We start from the raw sequence: 15,752 nt of genomic DNA, 5'->3' as shown, positions 1-15,752 counted from the left end.
TGCGCAACAACGCGGCAGCGGGTGTGCGCTAACGCTTACGCTAGGGAAGGTCAACGAGACCGGGTATCTCATCGACGCTCTCGAGTAGACGCAGTGGCGACTGATCCGCCAATTCCTTGCGCGAACCGTATCCCCATAGCACGCCGACTGAACCGATGCCATTCGCATGAGCGGCCAGCAGATCCACAGAGCGATCGCCGATCATCCTCGCCTGCGGATCGACAGCACCGTCGCTTAGCAAACGCGCGATTTGCTGTTGCTTCGTCACGCCGATATCGCCACCGCTAATAAAGCGAAAATGGTCGCGTATGCCGAACCGGTGCAAGATCTTGTCCGCGAAGTTTGCGAGCTTCGACGTGCAGATGCCCATGGGGATGCCCTGTTGCGCCAGCGCATCGAGTGCGGTGTCGATGCCAGGGTAGAGCGTATTTTCTGCGAAGCCGGTTTCGGCATAACGTTCGCGATACAGCAAGATCAACTGGCGGACCTCAGCTTCGGGCGCGCCGGTGACAACCCGGAATGTGTCGTCGAGCGGAGGTCCCACATACTGCGCGACCTCCGACTCGGGAAGCGCCGTATATGCAGACTGCGCTACGATCATTGCTATCGCTGCGCGTTCTCTCGCCGTCCTCCCAAGCAGCATAAACGACACCTCCAACCCTACCCGCATATGAAAAGCGCTCGCGCCTTTTTCGACCGACTCAATCAAGACTATCTGACGATTCATCAAAAGGAATGCGAGCTCTTCTGGCTAACACACACCGGCCAGAGCGACGACCACGACGCGCAGGGCGCGGCTGGTCTCGCACGCAGAACCTTCCTCGCAGACGCGCAACGCCTGGCGCAAAGCCGCGACCATCTCGCGAGGATTGAGGCCACGGCGCAGTGTGACGAGCGCGATGGGCTCGTGACCGGCCTGCGCGGCTGGGTCGCGGCCTTCGAAGGCAACGCGATGGGTAGCGAGCGCGCCAACGTGTTGCTGACCGAGCTGATCAAGATGGACGCCGAGCTGTTCGCGTGCCGCCAGGCGTACAAGATGCATCATGTCGGCGCGTCGGGGCTTACCGAAGAGGCCTCACCTGCCACGCTACGCTCGAACCTGGCATCGAACCCGGACGACGCGTCACGCAAAAGCTCGCACGAAGCGCTGCATGGACTCGAACGCTGGGTGCTGGACAACGGTTTCCTCGAGATTGTGGCGAGGCGCAATGCATTGGCGCGTGAACTCGGCTATCGCGACTTCTTCGACTACCGGCTGCGCACCGGCAGCGGCATGAGCCCCGAGCAACTCTTTGCGATCTTCGACGAGTTCGAGCGGAGTACACGCGAGGCGCATTTCGCCTCGTTGAACCGCCTCGTCATGGAGCACGGCGACGCGGCCTTGCAGCCGCACAATTTACCCTACCGGATGCGCGGCGGCGCGGCGCAAAAGGTGGACGCCTACTTTCCGTTTAGCAAGGCGCTGGAGCGTTGGGCGGAATCGTTCCGGCGACTTGGCGTGTCGTATCGCGGCGCGCGGATCGAAATCGATTTGCTGGACCGGCCCGGCAAGTTTCCGACGGGCTTTTGCATCGCGCCCACGCCGAGCTATCGCGACGACAGCACCGGCTGGGTGTCGGCGGATGTCCGCTTCACCTCGACGGCACGCCCGCAGCAAGCGGGTGCAGGACTGCAGGGGCTCAACGTGCTATTCCACGAGGCTGGACACGCTGCGCATTTTTCTAACGTGGCGCGCAATTCGCCCTGCTTCTCGCACATCTACGCCCCTAGCTCGCCTGCGTACCTTGAAACGCAGGCGAAGTTCTTCGATGCATTGCCGGGCGATCCCTGCTGGATCAGACGGTATGCGCGCAACGCAACCGGCGAGCCGATGCCCGACGACATGCTGCGCTCGCGTGTCGAGTCGAACCAGGCGTTCCTCGCTCACGCCGAACGCCGCGATCTGGTGCCGACGTATTTCGAACGGGCGCTCTATGCCATGGACGATGCCGAGCGCACCATGGAGTCGGTGCTCGAACTGGCGCGTTCGCTGACGCTGCGCATCCTTGGTGTGCCTCATCACACGGGCTATGTGCTGAGCATGCCCCATCCTATCTATCACGACATCGCGGTCTACTATCACGGCTACCTGCTGGCTAAGATGGCGGCGTCGCAGACGCGTGCCTATCTGACGCGCTCGCTTGGTTATATCGTCGATAACCCCGCCGTCGGGCCGCTGCTTGCGAAACACTACTGGACGTCGGGCAACAGTCTGACGCTCGATCAAACCTTGCGGAACATGACGGGGGAGAGTTTGACTTCGGCCTATCTGGCGACGGAGTGCAATCGTTCGCCGCAGGAAGCGTGGGCACTCGCACAGGAAGCCTTCGAGCGGGCCGATCGTGTCGCGCCGCTTATGGCCACGGGCGAGGGAGATCTTGATGCGTCGATCTCGATCGTTCATGGCGCACAACGCATTGCGACCAACGAGGCGTCGCTACCGGCAATGTACGCGGAGTTTGAGGCGTGGATTGAGCGGTCGGCGCAGGTCGCATAGCGAGTTGAGGCGGCACAAGGTTGAGCGAAAGCGGCATGGTGCGCGAGTGCGCCCTCGACATTCCGCTTTCCGTTTTCCGCTTTCGGTAGCGGACCTCACATAACACTTGTGCCAATTTCAATGATCGTTTATAAAAACATATCTCGATCACAAGTCGAGATAACACCTATCTAACGTTCACTCGCGGAGGATGCTATGTCACCGTTAAACGTAATGCCGCACTGATTTTCCCACTCTCCACGCAGCACGCGCCGCCTTTCATTGGCCGGCACTTCTCGCTTCGCGCATTTCCTCGTATCCGTTTCCCTCGCTCGTTTCACTTCGCTTCCGCGCGTCGCGCGACAACTCGAATTCACCATTTGATAGCGAAGCAGAAATGAAACCGCAACCTACCTTGACTGGCACAAAGCGTTGCCATCCAACCCGACGCCGCGCTGCCGCGAGCGTGCCCGATCGCCCCAGCCTCGACGCGCTCGAAGCGCAGTGGACCGAGTATTGGCAAGCGCAGCACACCTACCGCTTCGACCGCAACGCCGAGCGCGACGAAGTCTTTTCGATCGACACTCCGCCGCCTACCGTCTCGGGTTCCTTGCACATGGGTCATGTGTTCAGCTACACACACGCGGACATCATCGCCCGCTATCGGCGTATGACGGGCAAGAGCGTTTTCTATCCGATGGGATGGGACGACAACGGCCTGCCGACGGAGCGGCGCGTCGAGAACTTCTACGGCGTCATCTGCGACCCGGATGCGGCCTACGACCCGCACTATCGCGAACCTGCGGCACCGGCTGCGCGTCGCGCGGAATTTGCGCGGATCAGTAGGCGCAACTTTATCGAGCTGTGCCATAAGCTGACCGCCATCGACGAACGCGCCTTCAGGGCACTGTTCGTGCGTCTTGGCATCTCGGTGGATTGGAGTCTCACCTACGCTACCATCGACGACCGGTCGCAGCGCGCCAGCCAGTTGGCATTCCTGCTGAATCTGGAGAGAGGAGAGTTGTACAGCCAGGACGCACCGTGTCTGTGGGACGTGACGTTTCAGACCGCGGTCGCGCAGGCGGAGCTTGAAGATCGGGAGCTTGCTGGGGCGTATCACGATCTGCGCTTTGTCGATCATGGCGGCAACCCGATCGTGATCTCCACGACGCGCCCGGAACTGTTGCCGGCTTGCGTGGCCCTGGTGGCTCACCCCGACGATGGGCGTTATCGCCATCTGCTGGAAACGACAGTGCGCTCACCGCTCTTCGGGATCGATGTGCCGGTCATGGCGCATCCGCTTGCGGATCCCGCGAAGGGCACGGGTCTCGCGATGGTTTGTACCTTCGGCGATGTCACCGATGTGATCTGGTGGCGCGAGCTCAGCCTGCCGACGCGCAGCGTGATTGGCAAGGACGGCCGTCTGCAGGACGAGGTGCCGCAGTGGCTCGCGTCGCCGCGTGCCCAGCAGGCTTATGCGCGGCTCGCCGGTGCGTCTGTCGCGCAAGCGCGCAACCGTATTGTCGAGATGTTGACCGAAAGCGGTGACCTGTCCGCGCCGCCGCGGCCGCTGACACACAGCGTCAAATACTTCGAAAAGGGCGATCGCCCGCTCGAAATCGTGGCCACACGGCAATGGTATCTGCGCAGCGGAGGACGCGATGACGCATTGCGCGCGCAATTGCTGGAACGAGGCACGCAACTGAGCTGGCATCCCGAGTACATGGCTGCGCGCTACGATCACTGGGTGGCGGGCCTGAACAGCGACTGGCTCATCAGCCGCCAGCGCATTTTCGGCGTGCCGATCCCGCTGTGGTATCCGCTCGACGCAGCCGCCGAGCCGGACTACAGCAAACCGATACGCCCCGACACGTCTGCATTGCCGGTGGATCCACGTTCGCACGTGCCGCCCGGTTATACCGAGGCGCAACGAGGCCAACCCGATGGCTTCGTGGGCGAAGCCGACATCATGGACACGTGGGCCACCAGTTCGCTGACGCCGCAAATTGCAGGCGGCTGGCAGGACCCGGACGGGTGTTTTGCGAGAGTCTTCCCGATGGACCTGCGTCCGCAGGCACACGACATCATCCGCACGTGGCTGTTCTATACGGTGGTGCGCGCTGGCTTCGAAGCGCAGAGCGCGCCCTGGAAACACGCGATGCTCTCCGGTTGGATTCTCGATCCGGATCGCAAGAAGATGTCGAAGTCGAAGGGCAACGTCGTCACACCGATGGCGCTGTTGGACACCTACGGCTCCGACGGCGTGCGCTATTGGGCCGCGATGGGCGGGCCGGGCACGGATACCGTCTTCGAAGAAAAGCAGATGAAGGTGGGCCGCAGGCTTGCGCTCAAGCTGCTGAACGTGTCGAAGTTTGCATTGGGCTTCGATGGGGATCCGGATGGATGCCCGACCGAGGCCCTCGACCACGCCATGATGCGGCGTCTGGCCGCTGTGGTTGCGGATGCAACGGTCGCGCTGGAGGCGTTCGAGTACAACCGGGCCATCGAATGCACGGAAGCTTTCTTCTGGTGGTATTGCGACGACTACGTCGAACTCGTGAAGGGACGCGCCTATGGCAACGGCGCGCCGGCGGAGTCGGCCCGCCACGCGCTGGCCGCTTCGCTCTCGGTGCTGCAGCGGTTGTTCGCGCCGTTTTTGCCGTTTGTTGCGGAGGAGTGCTGGTCCTGGTGGATGGAGGGAGCGGTGCATACCGCGCAGTGGCCGACGCTTGAGGCGTTCGAAGCAGCGACCGGAAGCGATGACGGTTCGTCGTCTGCGGTGTTCATCGCGGCCGTCTCTGACGTGCTGGGCGAGATTCGTAAAGCCAAATCCGAAGCCAGCTTGTCGATGAAGGCCGAGGTGAAGCAAGTAGTGGTCGAAGACGCGCCAGGCCGGCTGGAACTGCTCAAGCTCGCACAGGATGACTTATGCGAGGCAGGACAGGTCAAGCGGTTGGAAATGCGTGCCGCTGATGGGTTCCGTGTGCGAGTGGAGTTGTCCTAGCGCAGCCGCTCAACCCCATGCCGCGTTTTGCAACACGACGCGGTAACCATCGGGGTCTTCGAACGTCACGCCCTGGCGGTCCCAATAGGGATTCTCGGACCGGCAGGGCGCAATGCCCAGCGCCTGCATTCTCGCGACCGCTGCGTCCCACGCCTCGCGCTCCGGCAGATACAGCACCAGCAAGTGCTCCGCCGTGGGCGCGTTGGCGACGGTCACGCCGTGCTGATGCGTGAACTCGATGTGCCACGGATAGTCCCGCCGTCCCAGGATAATCCCGTCAAAACCTTCATGGTCTTCGAAGTGGGCCAGCACCTCGAAACCTAATCCCTCCGTGTAAAAGCGGGCGACTCTGCCGATGTCGTTCGTTGGCCGTGCGACGCGCAAAATGGGCGGGGGCATCTCATCGCTCTCCATAGGGGTGGGCTCGCAATTTCGATGCACAGCATAGCGTGCGCTTCGGGACTGCGCCGAATGCCCGTGGGACGAACGGGTTATTCCGCGCTGCCGTTCCCTGTGGCCACCATTGCGCGCGTTCATCGCGGCATGTATCTTGGCGATGAACCTGCCGACACGTCTGCGCCACGAACGCGATCGTGCGAATCGTGCGTCGCGATGGCTCGGCACTCACACTCTGGAATCGCTCATGTACCCATCAATTGAACCCTACAAGCACGGATTTCTCGACACCGGCGACGGACACCAGGTCTACTGGGAGTTGTGCGGCAATCCCAATGGCAAGCCGGCGGTGTTTCTGCACGGCGGCCCTGGCGGCGGCTGCAGCCCGGAGCACCGGCGTCTGTTCGACCCGGCGCGCTACAACGTGCTGCTGTTCGATCAGCGCGGCTGCGGCCGCTCCAAGCCGCACGCCAGTCTCGACCACAACACCACGTGGGATCTGGTAGCCGATATTGAACGGCTGCGCGAGATGATCGGCGTCGAACAATGGGTGGTGTTCGGCGGCTCGTGGGGCAGTGCGCTCGGCCTCGCCTATTCGGAGACGCATCCGCAACGCGTCACGGCGTTGATCGTGCGCGGCATCTTCACCATGCGCCGTGCCGAACTGCTCTGGTACTACCAGGAAGGCGCGTCGTGGCTGTTCCCCGATCTTTGGGAGGGCTTCCTCGCGCCGATCCCTGTCGAAGAGCGTGGCGATCTGATGGCGGCCTATCGCCGCCGTCTGACCGGCGACGATGAAGCTGTGAAGCGACAAGCTGCGCGCGCGTGGAGCCTGTGGGAGGGGCGCACGATCACCCTGCTGCCCAGCCCCGAACTCGAACAACACTTCGGCGACGACGAATACGCGCTTGCTTTTGCGCGGATCGAAAACCACTACTTCGTCAATGACGGGTTCGTCGAGGAAGGACAACTGCTGCGGGACGCGCATCGCCTCGCGGACATTCCCGGCGTGATCGTGCAAGGTCGTTACGATGTGGCTACGCCGGCACGCACCGCGTGGGATCTGTCGAAGGCGTGGCCCAAGGCGAGTTTCCAGATCGTGCCGGACGCCGGCCACGCTTATAACGAGCCTGGCATCCTGCAGGCGTTGATTGCGGCGACGGATCGGTTCGCGAGCTAGGCGAGCAAAGCGTGCGTTGCTGCCTTAGGTAAGCGATGTCCGCAGAGGGATAAGCGGACATCGCAGTACCCTGCCTCGATTGATCAAGGCTTCGCTTGCGCGCGGACCAACCGAATGCCCCAGCCCGTGCGGATGGTCCCGTCACTTTGCTGCAAGCCTGATAGCGCGTGAATCACATCTTCACGCAGCCGCGCTTTGGCCGGTGCGGAGAGCCGGTCGATATCGTAGGTTTTGGTCAGCGAGTCCCACAGCTCGTGGGGAAGCGGTTCCCAATCGACATCCAGGTCTTCGAACTGCACGTTTTCGAAGTCGTGCTTGAGCAGTTCGGTCCATCCTTCGTTGCTCCGAGTCCGGGCGTCGCCGAACGGGAGCGATCCTGCATCTTCCTTGAGAACGGGCAGGAGAACGTCGCGCAAAACCTTGTTCGCTTCGCCGAGCAAAAAGCTGCGTCCCACCACCGTGGCGAATTGCCCTTGCGGACGCAGCACGCGCCGGATTTCCTTGATCACCGCTTCGATATCGTCCATCAGCATGACGGCCATGTGCGACAGCAGGCAGTCGACGCTGCCCGTTTCGACGGACAGTTCCTGCGCGCGTTCCTTCAACAGCGCGACGGAGTCCGGAAGCGTGGCCCGCGCGACGTCCAGTTCGCCTTGGCTCATGTCGACGCCAATCAGCTTCAGCGACGGCCCCGGTCGGTCTGAGAGCAGCTTGAGCAGATGTCCGTCGCCGCAGGCAAGATCGAGGACCGTCAGCGGCGCCTTCGACGCCGGGACGCATGCGACAAGGGCGTCATAGGTCGAGGCGTAGTCGGCCGCGCAGGAGTGGGCACGAAGGTGCGCGAACGCGGCGCTCGTGGCGCCGGGCTCACGCTGATGGAAGTCTTGCAGATACGTCTCGACAGGGGACAGTGCTTTCATGCGTGGCGACTCCGGACAAGATATGCGTGACGCGTCGTTGACGAAAACGTTTCGGCCGAGCGGGGGGCGATTATCCGTCGCCGAAGCGGCCTTGGCAATTCACCTGGAGCGCGCTGCCTGGACGCGCTGAGCGTCTTTCGATCACCTGTCATGGGCCGGCGCGCGACGCTTGACGCAAACGCCGCGAACCTGGAATATGGGCGGGCGTGCGATAACCGACGTTGTCCCTTTCATACGAGAGGTGCGAGATGGCTTTCGAACAATCTTCTTTCTTCGAAGGCGGCTGTACCTGCCGCGCGGTGCGTTACCGCATGACGAGCAAGCCGCTGTTCGTTCACTGCTGTCACTGCCGCTGGTGTCAGCGCGAAACCGGCACCGCCTTTGCGCTCAACGCCTTGATCGAGGCGGACCGCGTCGAACTGCTGCAAGGGGAGATTGAACTTGTCGATACGCCGTCGCTAAGCGGTAAGGGGCAAAGAATTGCCCGCTGTCCGACATGTCATGTGGCGGTGTGGAGCCACTATGCAGGAGGGGGCAATGCGGTTTGTTTTATTCGGGTGGGGACGCTCGATGAGCCTGATCGTTTCCCACCGGACATTCATATTTTCACCGCGTCTAAACAACCTTGGGTCGTGCTGCCGGAAGGCACGTTTGCGGTTGAAGAGTTTTACAAGGCTTCCATTTATTGGCCGCAGGAGAGTCTTGAGCGGCGTGCCGCGCTTGCGGCTCGGAAGTAGCTTAAGGTAGCTCGCGGTATCAAACGCAGTGGTTGCCTGTCACACGCCTCAATACCCAGGTAGAGATCTTGACGCGCACTCAACAAGAAGAAGCGATCGCAGTGGACCCATTCGAAATCTACCGGACTTCGTTTTATAAGCTGAGCCAGGCGTATAGCTTCCATGTGCCTGGTTATCTGATTCTCGAAACGCTTTCGCCTGCTCGGCGCTTCTCTGATATTCCCAGCGAGGCCGATGCCGATCTGGTGTCGTGCTTTCGCGTCGCAGAGCGGCTGCTCGATAGCTTGCTAAACCCTGAGCGGATCTACTTTCTTCGTTTTGGCGAGAGCACGGAGAATATCCACTTCCACATCGTGCCGCGCACCAGTGCGATAGCGGACATGTATGGACGGCCAGCTCCTGGTGAAGACGCACTGAACGGCGCGGGCGTCGTCAGTTGGTTGTGGGCGAATCATCAGCGTCTGGGGTACGCGGAGTCGGACGTTCGCGTGTTCATCCAGGCCGCGCGGCAGAGTCTCTTACCCTAATCACTGCCCCTCCAGCCCTTTGGGCAACTCTCCCAACTGACGAAACACCGAAAGCCAATCCTCAAGATGCCATGTCTTCGCAATCAGATTCCCGCGCATCTGATGGAACGAGTGAATCGCGAACTGGATGTGTTTAGAGCTTGCAGCAATCCCAAGCAGTTCGCCGGATTGCGTGCCGCTCACCTCCGCGCGAACGCCCACCCGGTCGCCATGCACCAGCACGTCGAGAATGGTGATCCGCATATCGGGAAGCGCTGTTGCGAGGTTGTCGAAGATGGGGATCATCTGGTCGGGCCCCAGCGTCGCTCCGGCGGGCTCCGGGACATATTCCCAATCGGGGGTGACGACCGCTCGTAGCAAGGTCACGCTTTTCTTCTCGACGGCCTCGTAGAACGCCTTAATCGTTGCCTGCGCCACCTGTTCGCTGGTGCTTTCGGTCATGATCGGTTTCTCCTGAAGAATGCTCCACGGATGCTTCGTAAGCATGCACTCCACGTTCGCGATCAGGCAAGCGGTTTGCAAAGAACCGTATTCAACCGCCGACCAGCGACATCCGCACGGTGGGATAAACCTTTGCCGATCCCGGCCTGCGCGGCGCCGAACGGAGTTCGGAATAGCGGTCGTCGCGCTGGATCCACCGGCCGCGCACCGCCGTTGCCAGTTGCTCGACGGAGGCGTTGTCAGCGAGCCAGGGTCTGAGGTCCGTGCCCTGGGTGGCGAACAGACACGTATAAAGTTGACCGTCGGCCGATACGCGGGCGCGCGTGCACGTCCCGCAGAACGGTTGCGAGACGCTCGCGATGAACCCGACGTCGCCCTCACCATCCGCATGGCGATAGTTGACGGCCGTACCCATCTGCTCAGGACTGACGATGGGGATCAACGGGAACTCGGCTTCGACGATTTGCCGCGTTTCGCGCGCCGTGATCACCTTCGTGTTCGACCAGCCGCCCGCACCGCCGACGTCCATGTATTCGATAAAGCGCACGGCCACGCCGCTGCCCTTGAACTGCCGGACCAGCGGCAGGATCTGGCTGTCATTGACGCCCCGCTCGACCACCGCGTTGACCTTGATCGGCGCGAGTCCGACCGCGCGTGCTGTTTCGATACCGTCCAGGATCCGCGACACAGGCATGTCGACGTCGCTCATACGGCGGAATACGGCATCGTCCACCGCGTCGAGGCTGACCGTCACGCGATTGAGGCCGGCGTCGCGCAGCGAGCGTGCCTTCGCGGCGAGCAGGGAGCCGTTTGTCGTGAGTGCGAGCTCCATCGGCTTGCCGCTGGCGGTGGTCAGCTTCGCGAGCTGTTCAATCAGCGCTTCGAGCCCACGGCGCAGGAGCGGCTCGCCGCCGGTGATGCGGATCTTCTCCACGCCGAGCAGAGCGAACGCTTTCGCGAGCTTGACCATCTGTTCGAACGACAGGCGTTGCGCAGACGGCAGGAAGGGATAGTCCGGGCCGAAGGTGTCGCGCGGCATGCAGTACGTGCAGCGAAAATTGCACTGATCGATGACGGACAGACGCAGATCGCGCAGCGGCCGATTGAGTTTGTCGAGGGGGGGCGAGGCATCGCTGACGGATACGCGATGGCGGTATTCCGTTTCTGCGGCGATGGGCGCGTCGATGATGTTCACGAACTATCCGAAAGTGGGCAGCGTGCGGCGGGGACCGAGCAACGCTACGGCCCTTAATGACATGCTGTCAGGATAGTGTTTCCCTCCCGCGTATGGGACGCACAGTCTGTGGAGGATTTAAGGAGTACAGTTTTGTGCACCGCATGGTCATCGGACCGCGCAACCTTTACCGCATCGCGCAGGCATTCGGAAACCATCATGTATTCGTTTCGCGCCTGCTCTCTTCTTCGACGGTAAAGATTGCCTCGGGAACGGCTTCGAGGCGGGCCTTCGGTATCGGGTCGCCACTGGCGTCGGAGAAGCCGTAGGTGCCGTCCGCAATCTTCTGCAGCGCCCGCTGGATGTTTTGAATGCGACGGTCGTTCGCATTACGTAGCGCCTGATTGACTTCATCCTGAGCCATGCCCTGTGCGTCGTCTTCGAACTCCTCGGCTTCCTCGCCGTGCTCCTGCTCGTCTGCACGGCCACGCGCGATCGTATTTTCTTCTCCGCCCAGCACTTCCCGGCGCAGCGCTTCGAGACGCGTACGTTGCTGCGCAATGAACTCCGTGCTCAATGGGGTGGGTTGCGCCGGCATGGTTTTCTCCTCTGTCATGGCTATCGTGTGGTTCGACGCGTCAGCACGCCGTCGCGGCAGCACGTAGTGATCCGCCCTGGATTTAGCATAGTTGAAGTTCGTGGAAGTCCCAATGCTATCTGGTGGACTACCGTCAGGTAAACGACAGCACGATAAGTATTACTGAGTTAATCGTGAACGCCGGTCGATAGCCTTGTGGATTCCCAGATTGGCACTACACTGGTGGACGGGCTCTCATGCGCCAATCGTGCACCCTTCGCGGCTAGACACGGAGAAAACAATGCAGACACACACTGTTTCGTACGGCGAATTCGAAATCGTCGTGCGGCCCGAGCGAAACGCGCGCGGTGCTTGGATCGCAGACGTGAGTGTGAGTCGCGGCGCGCAAACCATTGTCGATACGCGACCGTCTACTGTTCAGCCGGAATGGTTGAACGAGGAGGAAGCGATCAGAGACGGGATCGAATGGGGCCGCCGGTTTATCGACCGTGAGTTCAACACGCACGAATCCGGCTCCTGGGTTGCGGCCCGTTCGCGTGCGGAACGCTGGTTCCGCGACGCCGAGGAATCGTAGATCGCCGGTGCTGCACGTGCGCCTGAATGTCTCGCGTGTTGTCGGCTGTAAAATAAAAGGATTGGTAAAGGGGACTGTCATGAGCGACCTGCCTTCACGCCCGTCGTTGGGCGCCGCGGTGTACTACGACGATGCGTTTGCCGCGCTGGACTGGCTCGAGAAGGCCTTTGGCTTCGAGCGTCAGTTCGTCGTCACGGACGAAGACGGACAACTTGCCCATTCGGAAATGCGTTTCGGCGATAGCTATGTAATGGTCTGCCGCGCATGGAACGAGGACATGGCGAGCCCTCAGACGTTGGGCGGCAAGAACACGCAGTCGGTGCATGTGCAACTGCGCGATGGCATTGACGCCCATTGCGCCCGGGCGCGCGCAGCCGGCGCGGTGATCACGCGCGAACCGGAGGATCAGTTCTACGGCGATCGCGTCTATGCGGCGCGCGACCCGGAAGGCCACGTCTGGAGTTTCGGCCAGACGTTGCGCCAGGTGTCGCGCGAAGAGGCCGAACAGGCCACTGGCCTGAAAATAGACGGCTGGGTGTGAACCGGCGGCTTGGGTCGCGCTTCCTGCCGGATTCTCCAGCCCTTTAGCTACCCGCAGGAAACAGTGCATCTCCCTGGCGTAGCTAATGCGCCGTCCACCTGAGGCGATAATTGTGGTCCGCCACGCGGGCTGCGAATTCGTCGCGGCGACCGCACGGATAGGCTCCTTGAGAATGCGACGCGCTAGCCGCGTGCGCTAACGGAGCCTGCCTCATTCAATCGTACGCAGGCTGGCGACGATCGCCAGCCGCCAGGAAACTGTTTGCATGTATAAAAAGGGCGTGGCCTTAGAAATTCAGTTTGCCCCTGAGCGACTCAACGATGGGGCCGGCGATCCGTACTGGATCGATCTGACGCTGACGGAAGCGCAGAGTCTGCTTCAGACGCTACAGACGCAGTTAGCCGCGAACAGCGCGGGGACCGCCGCGCCGCTGGTCGTGAGCCTCGATGACGCGCAAGCTTCGCGCGAAGCGCAGTCCGCCGATTTGTCTGTATCCGTCGACGTGCAGGAGGTGTCGGCCAGCAGCGAGTTCAAGCAGTGGGTGTGCGTGATCTGCGGCTGGATCTACGACGAAGCGGCTGGCGTGCCGGAAGAGGGCATTGCCCCCGGCACGCGCTGGGCCGATGTGCCCGTTGATTGGCGCTGCCCGCTGTGCGACGTGGGCAAGGAAGATTTCGCGCTGGTCGAGTTCTAGCCGAGGTGGAATTCATGCGAGGCCGGCTCGGGAACCGGCGCGGCCCGCGCCTAGCTCGATCGCGGCCAGGTTTATTTGGCCATGATCCGTTGGCGTTCAAACGTTACGGCCGAGGCCTCGCCAAAGCGGCCACTCAGAGAAGCGTACAGCACACTGATCCAGAGAATCGCACCGGTTGCAAACTCTCCGGCTGGGTAGTTCGAATCGGCGCCTGCCATCCACGGGTAGGCCAGTGCGACGACGATCAGCGCGAGGCCGGTGACGTAGTGTCGAGGCGCGCGGAACAACCGCGCCAGGGGAAGCAGGTGTAGACCGACGATCAGGATGACTGCAGGTGCGGTCCAGCCGGGACGCCCGACGGCATTCAGGACGATATTCGCTACGACGACCGCGAGCCACTGCACCGCGTTGATCCATCGAAAAGCGCGTGCACGCGCTTTCTGCGCCGCGGGTTCCGCTTTCGGGTCGACGTATGGCCGAAACGCGCGATAGTCGCACCACGCCCACAAAAACAAGGTGCTGCCGGCCATCAATATCAATCCGAGCATCGGCCAATCCCAGCCATGCAGGTGCAGGCACCAGGCTGTCATCCAGAGCGTGCCGAATCCGGCGAAGAACATCTGCCCAACGGCTGAACCGGCTTTACGAGCATACATGGCGTGTTCCACGAATCTCTCCCGAGAAAGGCTTTCACAGAGGTTGATCAAGGGCTTGCAGTTCTGCTGCGGTGCTTGAGTCCTGAATCCGTACGACGATGCATGGCGCGGCTTGGGCGATACCGCTTACCGCAACGCGTCACCGGGGTGCATCAAGGCGTACCGTCGAGAATGCCGCGCAGGTAATCGACGTAGCGCTCGAACGCGCGCCGGCCCGCTGTGGTCAGCGCTACGCGCGTGCGCGGTTTCTTGCCGACAAAGTCTTTAGTGATCTCGATGTAGCCGCACTTTTCCAGTGTGGCGAGATGCGCGCCGAGATTGCCTTCAGTGGCGTCGACGATGGTGCGCAGCCGGACAAATTCGATGGGCTCGCGGTTGGGCAACGCCTTGAGCGCTGCCATGATCTTGAGCCGAACCGGCTGGTGGATGGTTTCGTCTAGCTGATCCATTTACGCGGTCCTCAGCCACAGACCGGCCAACATTAGCGCGCCGCCGCCTACCACCGCCATCCAGAGGAAAAAGTAGGCGGGAAACAGGTAAAAGCCGACGACGGTGAATGCCGCCATGGCGATACCGGTGATCGCCAACCGGACCCCGATCCATATACCGCCCAGCACGTAAAACAACGCGACGATCAGAGCCATCAGCGCCGCGGATTGTTGCCCCGAGAACGGCTGAAAAATGTTAAGGATGACGATGTAAAACACGAGAATGGCGGCGATAGAACCCAGCCAGCGCCACGCGATGCTATTCGATGCTTCCTGCTTGCCTTTCCCGCCGAGGTACATGCATCCGGCTATGCCGATCACGTCGAGCGCGATCCACAGCCGCGAGGCGAGGGTGGGGAAGAAATGCGTCATGGCAAAACCGATCAGCCAGATGACGCCCCAAAGCACCAGCATGGGCGCGAACCGCTGGTACTGATAGAGCTGGCCGCTGCGGTGGCTAACCGCCTCGACTTCGCGCAGGGCCTGCGATGCTTGCTCAGAGGAGAGTGTCATGATGACTCCATCAGTGTCGTTTCAGAGTACTCTATACGGCAGAGTGAAAAAGTGCAAGGACTCTGTTTTGTGCGATTTTGGGGTTGGGGCGCCGCCTGTTGCTGGTTCAGGGTCAGCAGGTGCGCGCGCCAGGACCATTTGGTAGAGTGGCGGCGTCACCGCAAACCAAAATCAAGAACGAGATGAACGACACAAAACAACCCTACCCGACTGTTGTTCAAACCCGGCGATTCGTCCTCTCGCCACTTAGGGCGACTCATGCCGAACGGATGTTCGAGGGACTCAGTGACGAACGAGGCTACGACTTCATTCCCGAGATGCCGCCTGCCAACGTGGGTGCATTGGCGGACCGATACACACGCCTGGAAGGTCAAGTCTCGCGTGACGGTCAGGAAGTCTGGTTGAATTGGGTGATCGGTTCGGCGAGCGAGCCGACGCTATACGGCTACGTGCAGTTCACGATCAGACCGGCCGAGCAGCGCGCGTTCGTTGCCTATTTCGTTTTTCCGCGCTATCAGCGGCAGGGGATCGCGTCGGAGACGGTGGCCGCCGCCTTGTCGAGCGTGGCAGCGACATTTCAGGTCACCCAGATCGACGCGGAGATCGATACGCGAAACGCAGCATCGATCGCGCTGGTGGAGTCGTTGGGCTTCGTTCGCACTCGCGTGGTCGAGCATGCCGATGAATTCAAGGGCGCCGTCAGCGATGAATACCACTATTCGTTCCACGTGTCCGGCAAGCGCTAGGCTGACCGGCTGTCCAGAAGACCCACAGTCGCGTGTGCAAAGCGCCCC

18 protein-coding genes are annotated in these 15,752 nt (G+C 61.5%); 9 read left to right on the top strand and 9 right to left on the bottom strand.

What is annotated here, in order from left to right; translation table 11 throughout:
- Positions 1 to 40: 40 nt before the first annotated feature.
- On the bottom strand, positions 41 to 727 hold the full coding sequence (locus P3T42_RS27495; RefSeq protein ID WP_429307802.1) for an HAD hydrolase-like protein: 687 nt from the start codon (positions 725 to 727) through the stop codon (positions 41 to 43).
- A gap of 180 nt (positions 728 to 907) precedes the next feature.
- On the opposite strand from P3T42_RS27495, the gene P3T42_RS27490 reads away from it, so the two are divergent.
- Positions 908 to 2,536, top strand: coding sequence for a M3 family metallopeptidase (locus P3T42_RS27490; protein ID WP_429307801.1), 1,629 nt, complete (start codon positions 908 to 910; stop codon positions 2,534 to 2,536).
- A 445-nt stretch (positions 2,537 to 2,981) separates the two neighbouring features.
- Entirely contained in the window at positions 2,982 to 5,519 is a 2,538-nt protein-coding gene (valS, locus tag P3T42_RS27485; RefSeq protein WP_429307800.1) for a valine--tRNA ligase, read from the top strand.
- Positions 5,520 to 5,528: 9 nt separating this feature from the next.
- Here valS and P3T42_RS27480 read toward each other — a convergent pair whose 3' ends face one another.
- Complete coding sequence (locus P3T42_RS27480; RefSeq protein WP_429307799.1) at positions 5,529 to 5,918, bottom strand: VOC family protein; 390 nt, start codon at positions 5,916 to 5,918, stop codon at positions 5,529 to 5,531.
- 244 nt (positions 5,919 to 6,162) lie between these two features.
- Between P3T42_RS27480 and pip the strand changes: the two genes are divergently transcribed.
- Entirely contained in the window at positions 6,163 to 7,095 is a 933-nt protein-coding gene (gene pip, locus P3T42_RS27475) for a prolyl aminopeptidase (protein WP_074296955.1), read from the top strand.
- Between the two features lie 83 nt (positions 7,096 to 7,178).
- Here pip and P3T42_RS27470 read toward each other — a convergent pair whose 3' ends face one another.
- Positions 7,179 to 8,015 carry a class I SAM-dependent methyltransferase gene (locus tag P3T42_RS27470; RefSeq protein ID WP_429307798.1) on the bottom strand — a complete coding sequence of 279 codons (837 nt, stop codon included), beginning with the start codon at positions 8,013 to 8,015 and terminating at the stop codon, positions 7,179 to 7,181.
- A 248-nt stretch (positions 8,016 to 8,263) separates the two neighbouring features.
- Between P3T42_RS27470 and P3T42_RS27465 the strand changes: the two genes are divergently transcribed.
- Complete coding sequence (locus P3T42_RS27465; RefSeq protein ID WP_429307797.1) at positions 8,264 to 8,752, top strand: GFA family protein; 489 nt, start codon at positions 8,264 to 8,266, stop codon at positions 8,750 to 8,752.
- A 101-nt stretch (positions 8,753 to 8,853) separates the two neighbouring features.
- Entirely contained in the window at positions 8,854 to 9,279 is a 426-nt protein-coding gene (locus P3T42_RS27460) for a hypothetical protein (RefSeq protein ID WP_143788222.1), read from the top strand.
- Here P3T42_RS27460 and P3T42_RS27455 read toward each other — a convergent pair whose 3' ends face one another.
- The 3 genes from P3T42_RS27455 to P3T42_RS27445 form a co-directional block, all read right to left on the bottom strand.
- Positions 9,280 to 9,720, bottom strand: a complete 441-nt coding sequence (locus tag P3T42_RS27455) for an ester cyclase (RefSeq protein WP_074296953.1) — start codon at positions 9,718 to 9,720, stop codon at positions 9,280 to 9,282. It abuts the gene before it with no gap.
- A gap of 91 nt (positions 9,721 to 9,811) precedes the next feature.
- Positions 9,812 to 10,894 (bottom strand): GTP 3',8-cyclase MoaA, encoded by a 1,083-nt coding sequence (gene moaA, locus P3T42_RS27450; protein WP_429307829.1) that lies wholly within the window; start codon positions 10,892 to 10,894, stop codon positions 9,812 to 9,814.
- Positions 10,895 to 11,111: 217 nt separating this feature from the next.
- Entirely contained in the window at positions 11,112 to 11,510 is a 399-nt protein-coding gene (locus tag P3T42_RS27445) for a TraR/DksA family transcriptional regulator (RefSeq protein WP_429307796.1), read from the bottom strand.
- 262 nt (positions 11,511 to 11,772) lie between these two features.
- On the opposite strand from P3T42_RS27445, the gene P3T42_RS27440 reads away from it, so the two are divergent.
- From P3T42_RS27440 to P3T42_RS27430, 3 genes are all read left to right on the top strand, one after another.
- Entirely contained in the window at positions 11,773 to 12,066 is a 294-nt protein-coding gene (locus P3T42_RS27440; RefSeq protein WP_074293841.1) for a DUF6566 family protein, read from the top strand.
- 79 nt (positions 12,067 to 12,145) lie between these two features.
- The gene (locus tag P3T42_RS27435) at positions 12,146 to 12,607 is read left to right on the top strand and encodes a VOC family protein (protein WP_074293840.1); all 462 of its coding nucleotides are present in this window, start codon (positions 12,146 to 12,148) and stop codon (positions 12,605 to 12,607) included.
- Positions 12,608 to 12,872: 265 nt separating this feature from the next.
- Positions 12,873 to 13,301 (top strand): rubredoxin, encoded by a 429-nt coding sequence (locus P3T42_RS27430; RefSeq protein ID WP_429307795.1) that lies wholly within the window; start codon positions 12,873 to 12,875, stop codon positions 13,299 to 13,301.
- Positions 13,302 to 13,372: 71 nt separating this feature from the next.
- Here the strand turns inward: P3T42_RS27430 and P3T42_RS27425 are convergent, their stop codons facing one another.
- The 3 genes from P3T42_RS27425 to P3T42_RS27415 form a co-directional block, all read right to left on the bottom strand.
- A complete protein-coding gene (locus P3T42_RS27425; protein WP_143788221.1) occupies positions 13,373 to 13,969 on the bottom strand; it encodes a hypothetical protein in 597 nt (198 codons plus the stop codon).
- A 140-nt stretch (positions 13,970 to 14,109) separates the two neighbouring features.
- Positions 14,110 to 14,406: a winged helix-turn-helix domain-containing protein gene (locus P3T42_RS27420; protein WP_429307794.1), complete on the bottom strand. Its 297-nt coding sequence runs from the start codon at positions 14,404 to 14,406 to the stop codon at positions 14,110 to 14,112.
- Entirely contained in the window at positions 14,407 to 14,958 is a 552-nt protein-coding gene (locus P3T42_RS27415) for a hypothetical protein (RefSeq protein WP_429307793.1), read from the bottom strand. It abuts the gene before it with no gap.
- 146 nt (positions 14,959 to 15,104) lie between these two features.
- On the opposite strand from P3T42_RS27415, the gene P3T42_RS27410 reads away from it, so the two are divergent.
- Positions 15,105 to 15,704, top strand: coding sequence for a GNAT family N-acetyltransferase (locus P3T42_RS27410; RefSeq protein ID WP_429307792.1), 600 nt, complete (start codon positions 15,105 to 15,107; stop codon positions 15,702 to 15,704).
- Positions 15,705 to 15,752 lie beyond the last annotated feature (48 nt).

It is taken from the genome of Paraburkholderia sp. GAS38 (genome assembly GCF_050434965.1).
Lineage (GTDB): Bacteria > Pseudomonadota > Gammaproteobacteria > Burkholderiales > Burkholderiaceae > Paraburkholderia > Paraburkholderia phenazinium_A.
This window is presented reverse-complemented; position numbering and strand designations above follow the sequence as displayed.

Coding starts and splice junctions, on each gene's coding strand:
- P3T42_RS27415 (WP_429307793.1), bottom strand. CDS start 14,958: ATGACACTCTCCTCTGAGCAAGCATCGCAGGCCCTGCGCGAAGTCGAG.
- P3T42_RS27435 (WP_074293840.1), top strand. CDS start 12,146: ATGAGCGACCTGCCTTCACGCCCGTCGTTGGGCGCCGCGGTGTACTAC.
- P3T42_RS27480 (WP_429307799.1), bottom strand. CDS start 5,918: ATGCCCCCGCCCATTTTGCGCGTCGCACGGCCAACGAACGACATCGGC.
- P3T42_RS27440 (WP_074293841.1), top strand. CDS start 11,773: ATGCAGACACACACTGTTTCGTACGGCGAATTCGAAATCGTCGTGCGG.
- P3T42_RS27455 (WP_074296953.1), bottom strand. CDS start 9,720: ATGACCGAAAGCACCAGCGAACAGGTGGCGCAGGCAACGATTAAGGCG.
- pip (WP_074296955.1), top strand. CDS start 6,163: ATGTACCCATCAATTGAACCCTACAAGCACGGATTTCTCGACACCGGC.
- P3T42_RS27420 (WP_429307794.1), bottom strand. CDS start 14,406: ATGGATCAGCTAGACGAAACCATCCACCAGCCGGTTCGGCTCAAGATC.
- P3T42_RS27495 (WP_429307802.1), bottom strand. CDS start 727: ATGAATCGTCAGATAGTCTTGATTGAGTCGGTCGAAAAAGGCGCGAGC.
- P3T42_RS27430 (WP_429307795.1), top strand. CDS start 12,873: ATGTATAAAAAGGGCGTGGCCTTAGAAATTCAGTTTGCCCCTGAGCGA.
- P3T42_RS27470 (WP_429307798.1), bottom strand. CDS start 8,015: ATGAAAGCACTGTCCCCTGTCGAGACGTATCTGCAAGACTTCCATCAG.
- P3T42_RS27465 (WP_429307797.1), top strand. CDS start 8,264: ATGGCTTTCGAACAATCTTCTTTCTTCGAAGGCGGCTGTACCTGCCGC.
- P3T42_RS27445 (WP_429307796.1), bottom strand. CDS start 11,510: ATGACAGAGGAGAAAACCATGCCGGCGCAACCCACCCCATTGAGCACG.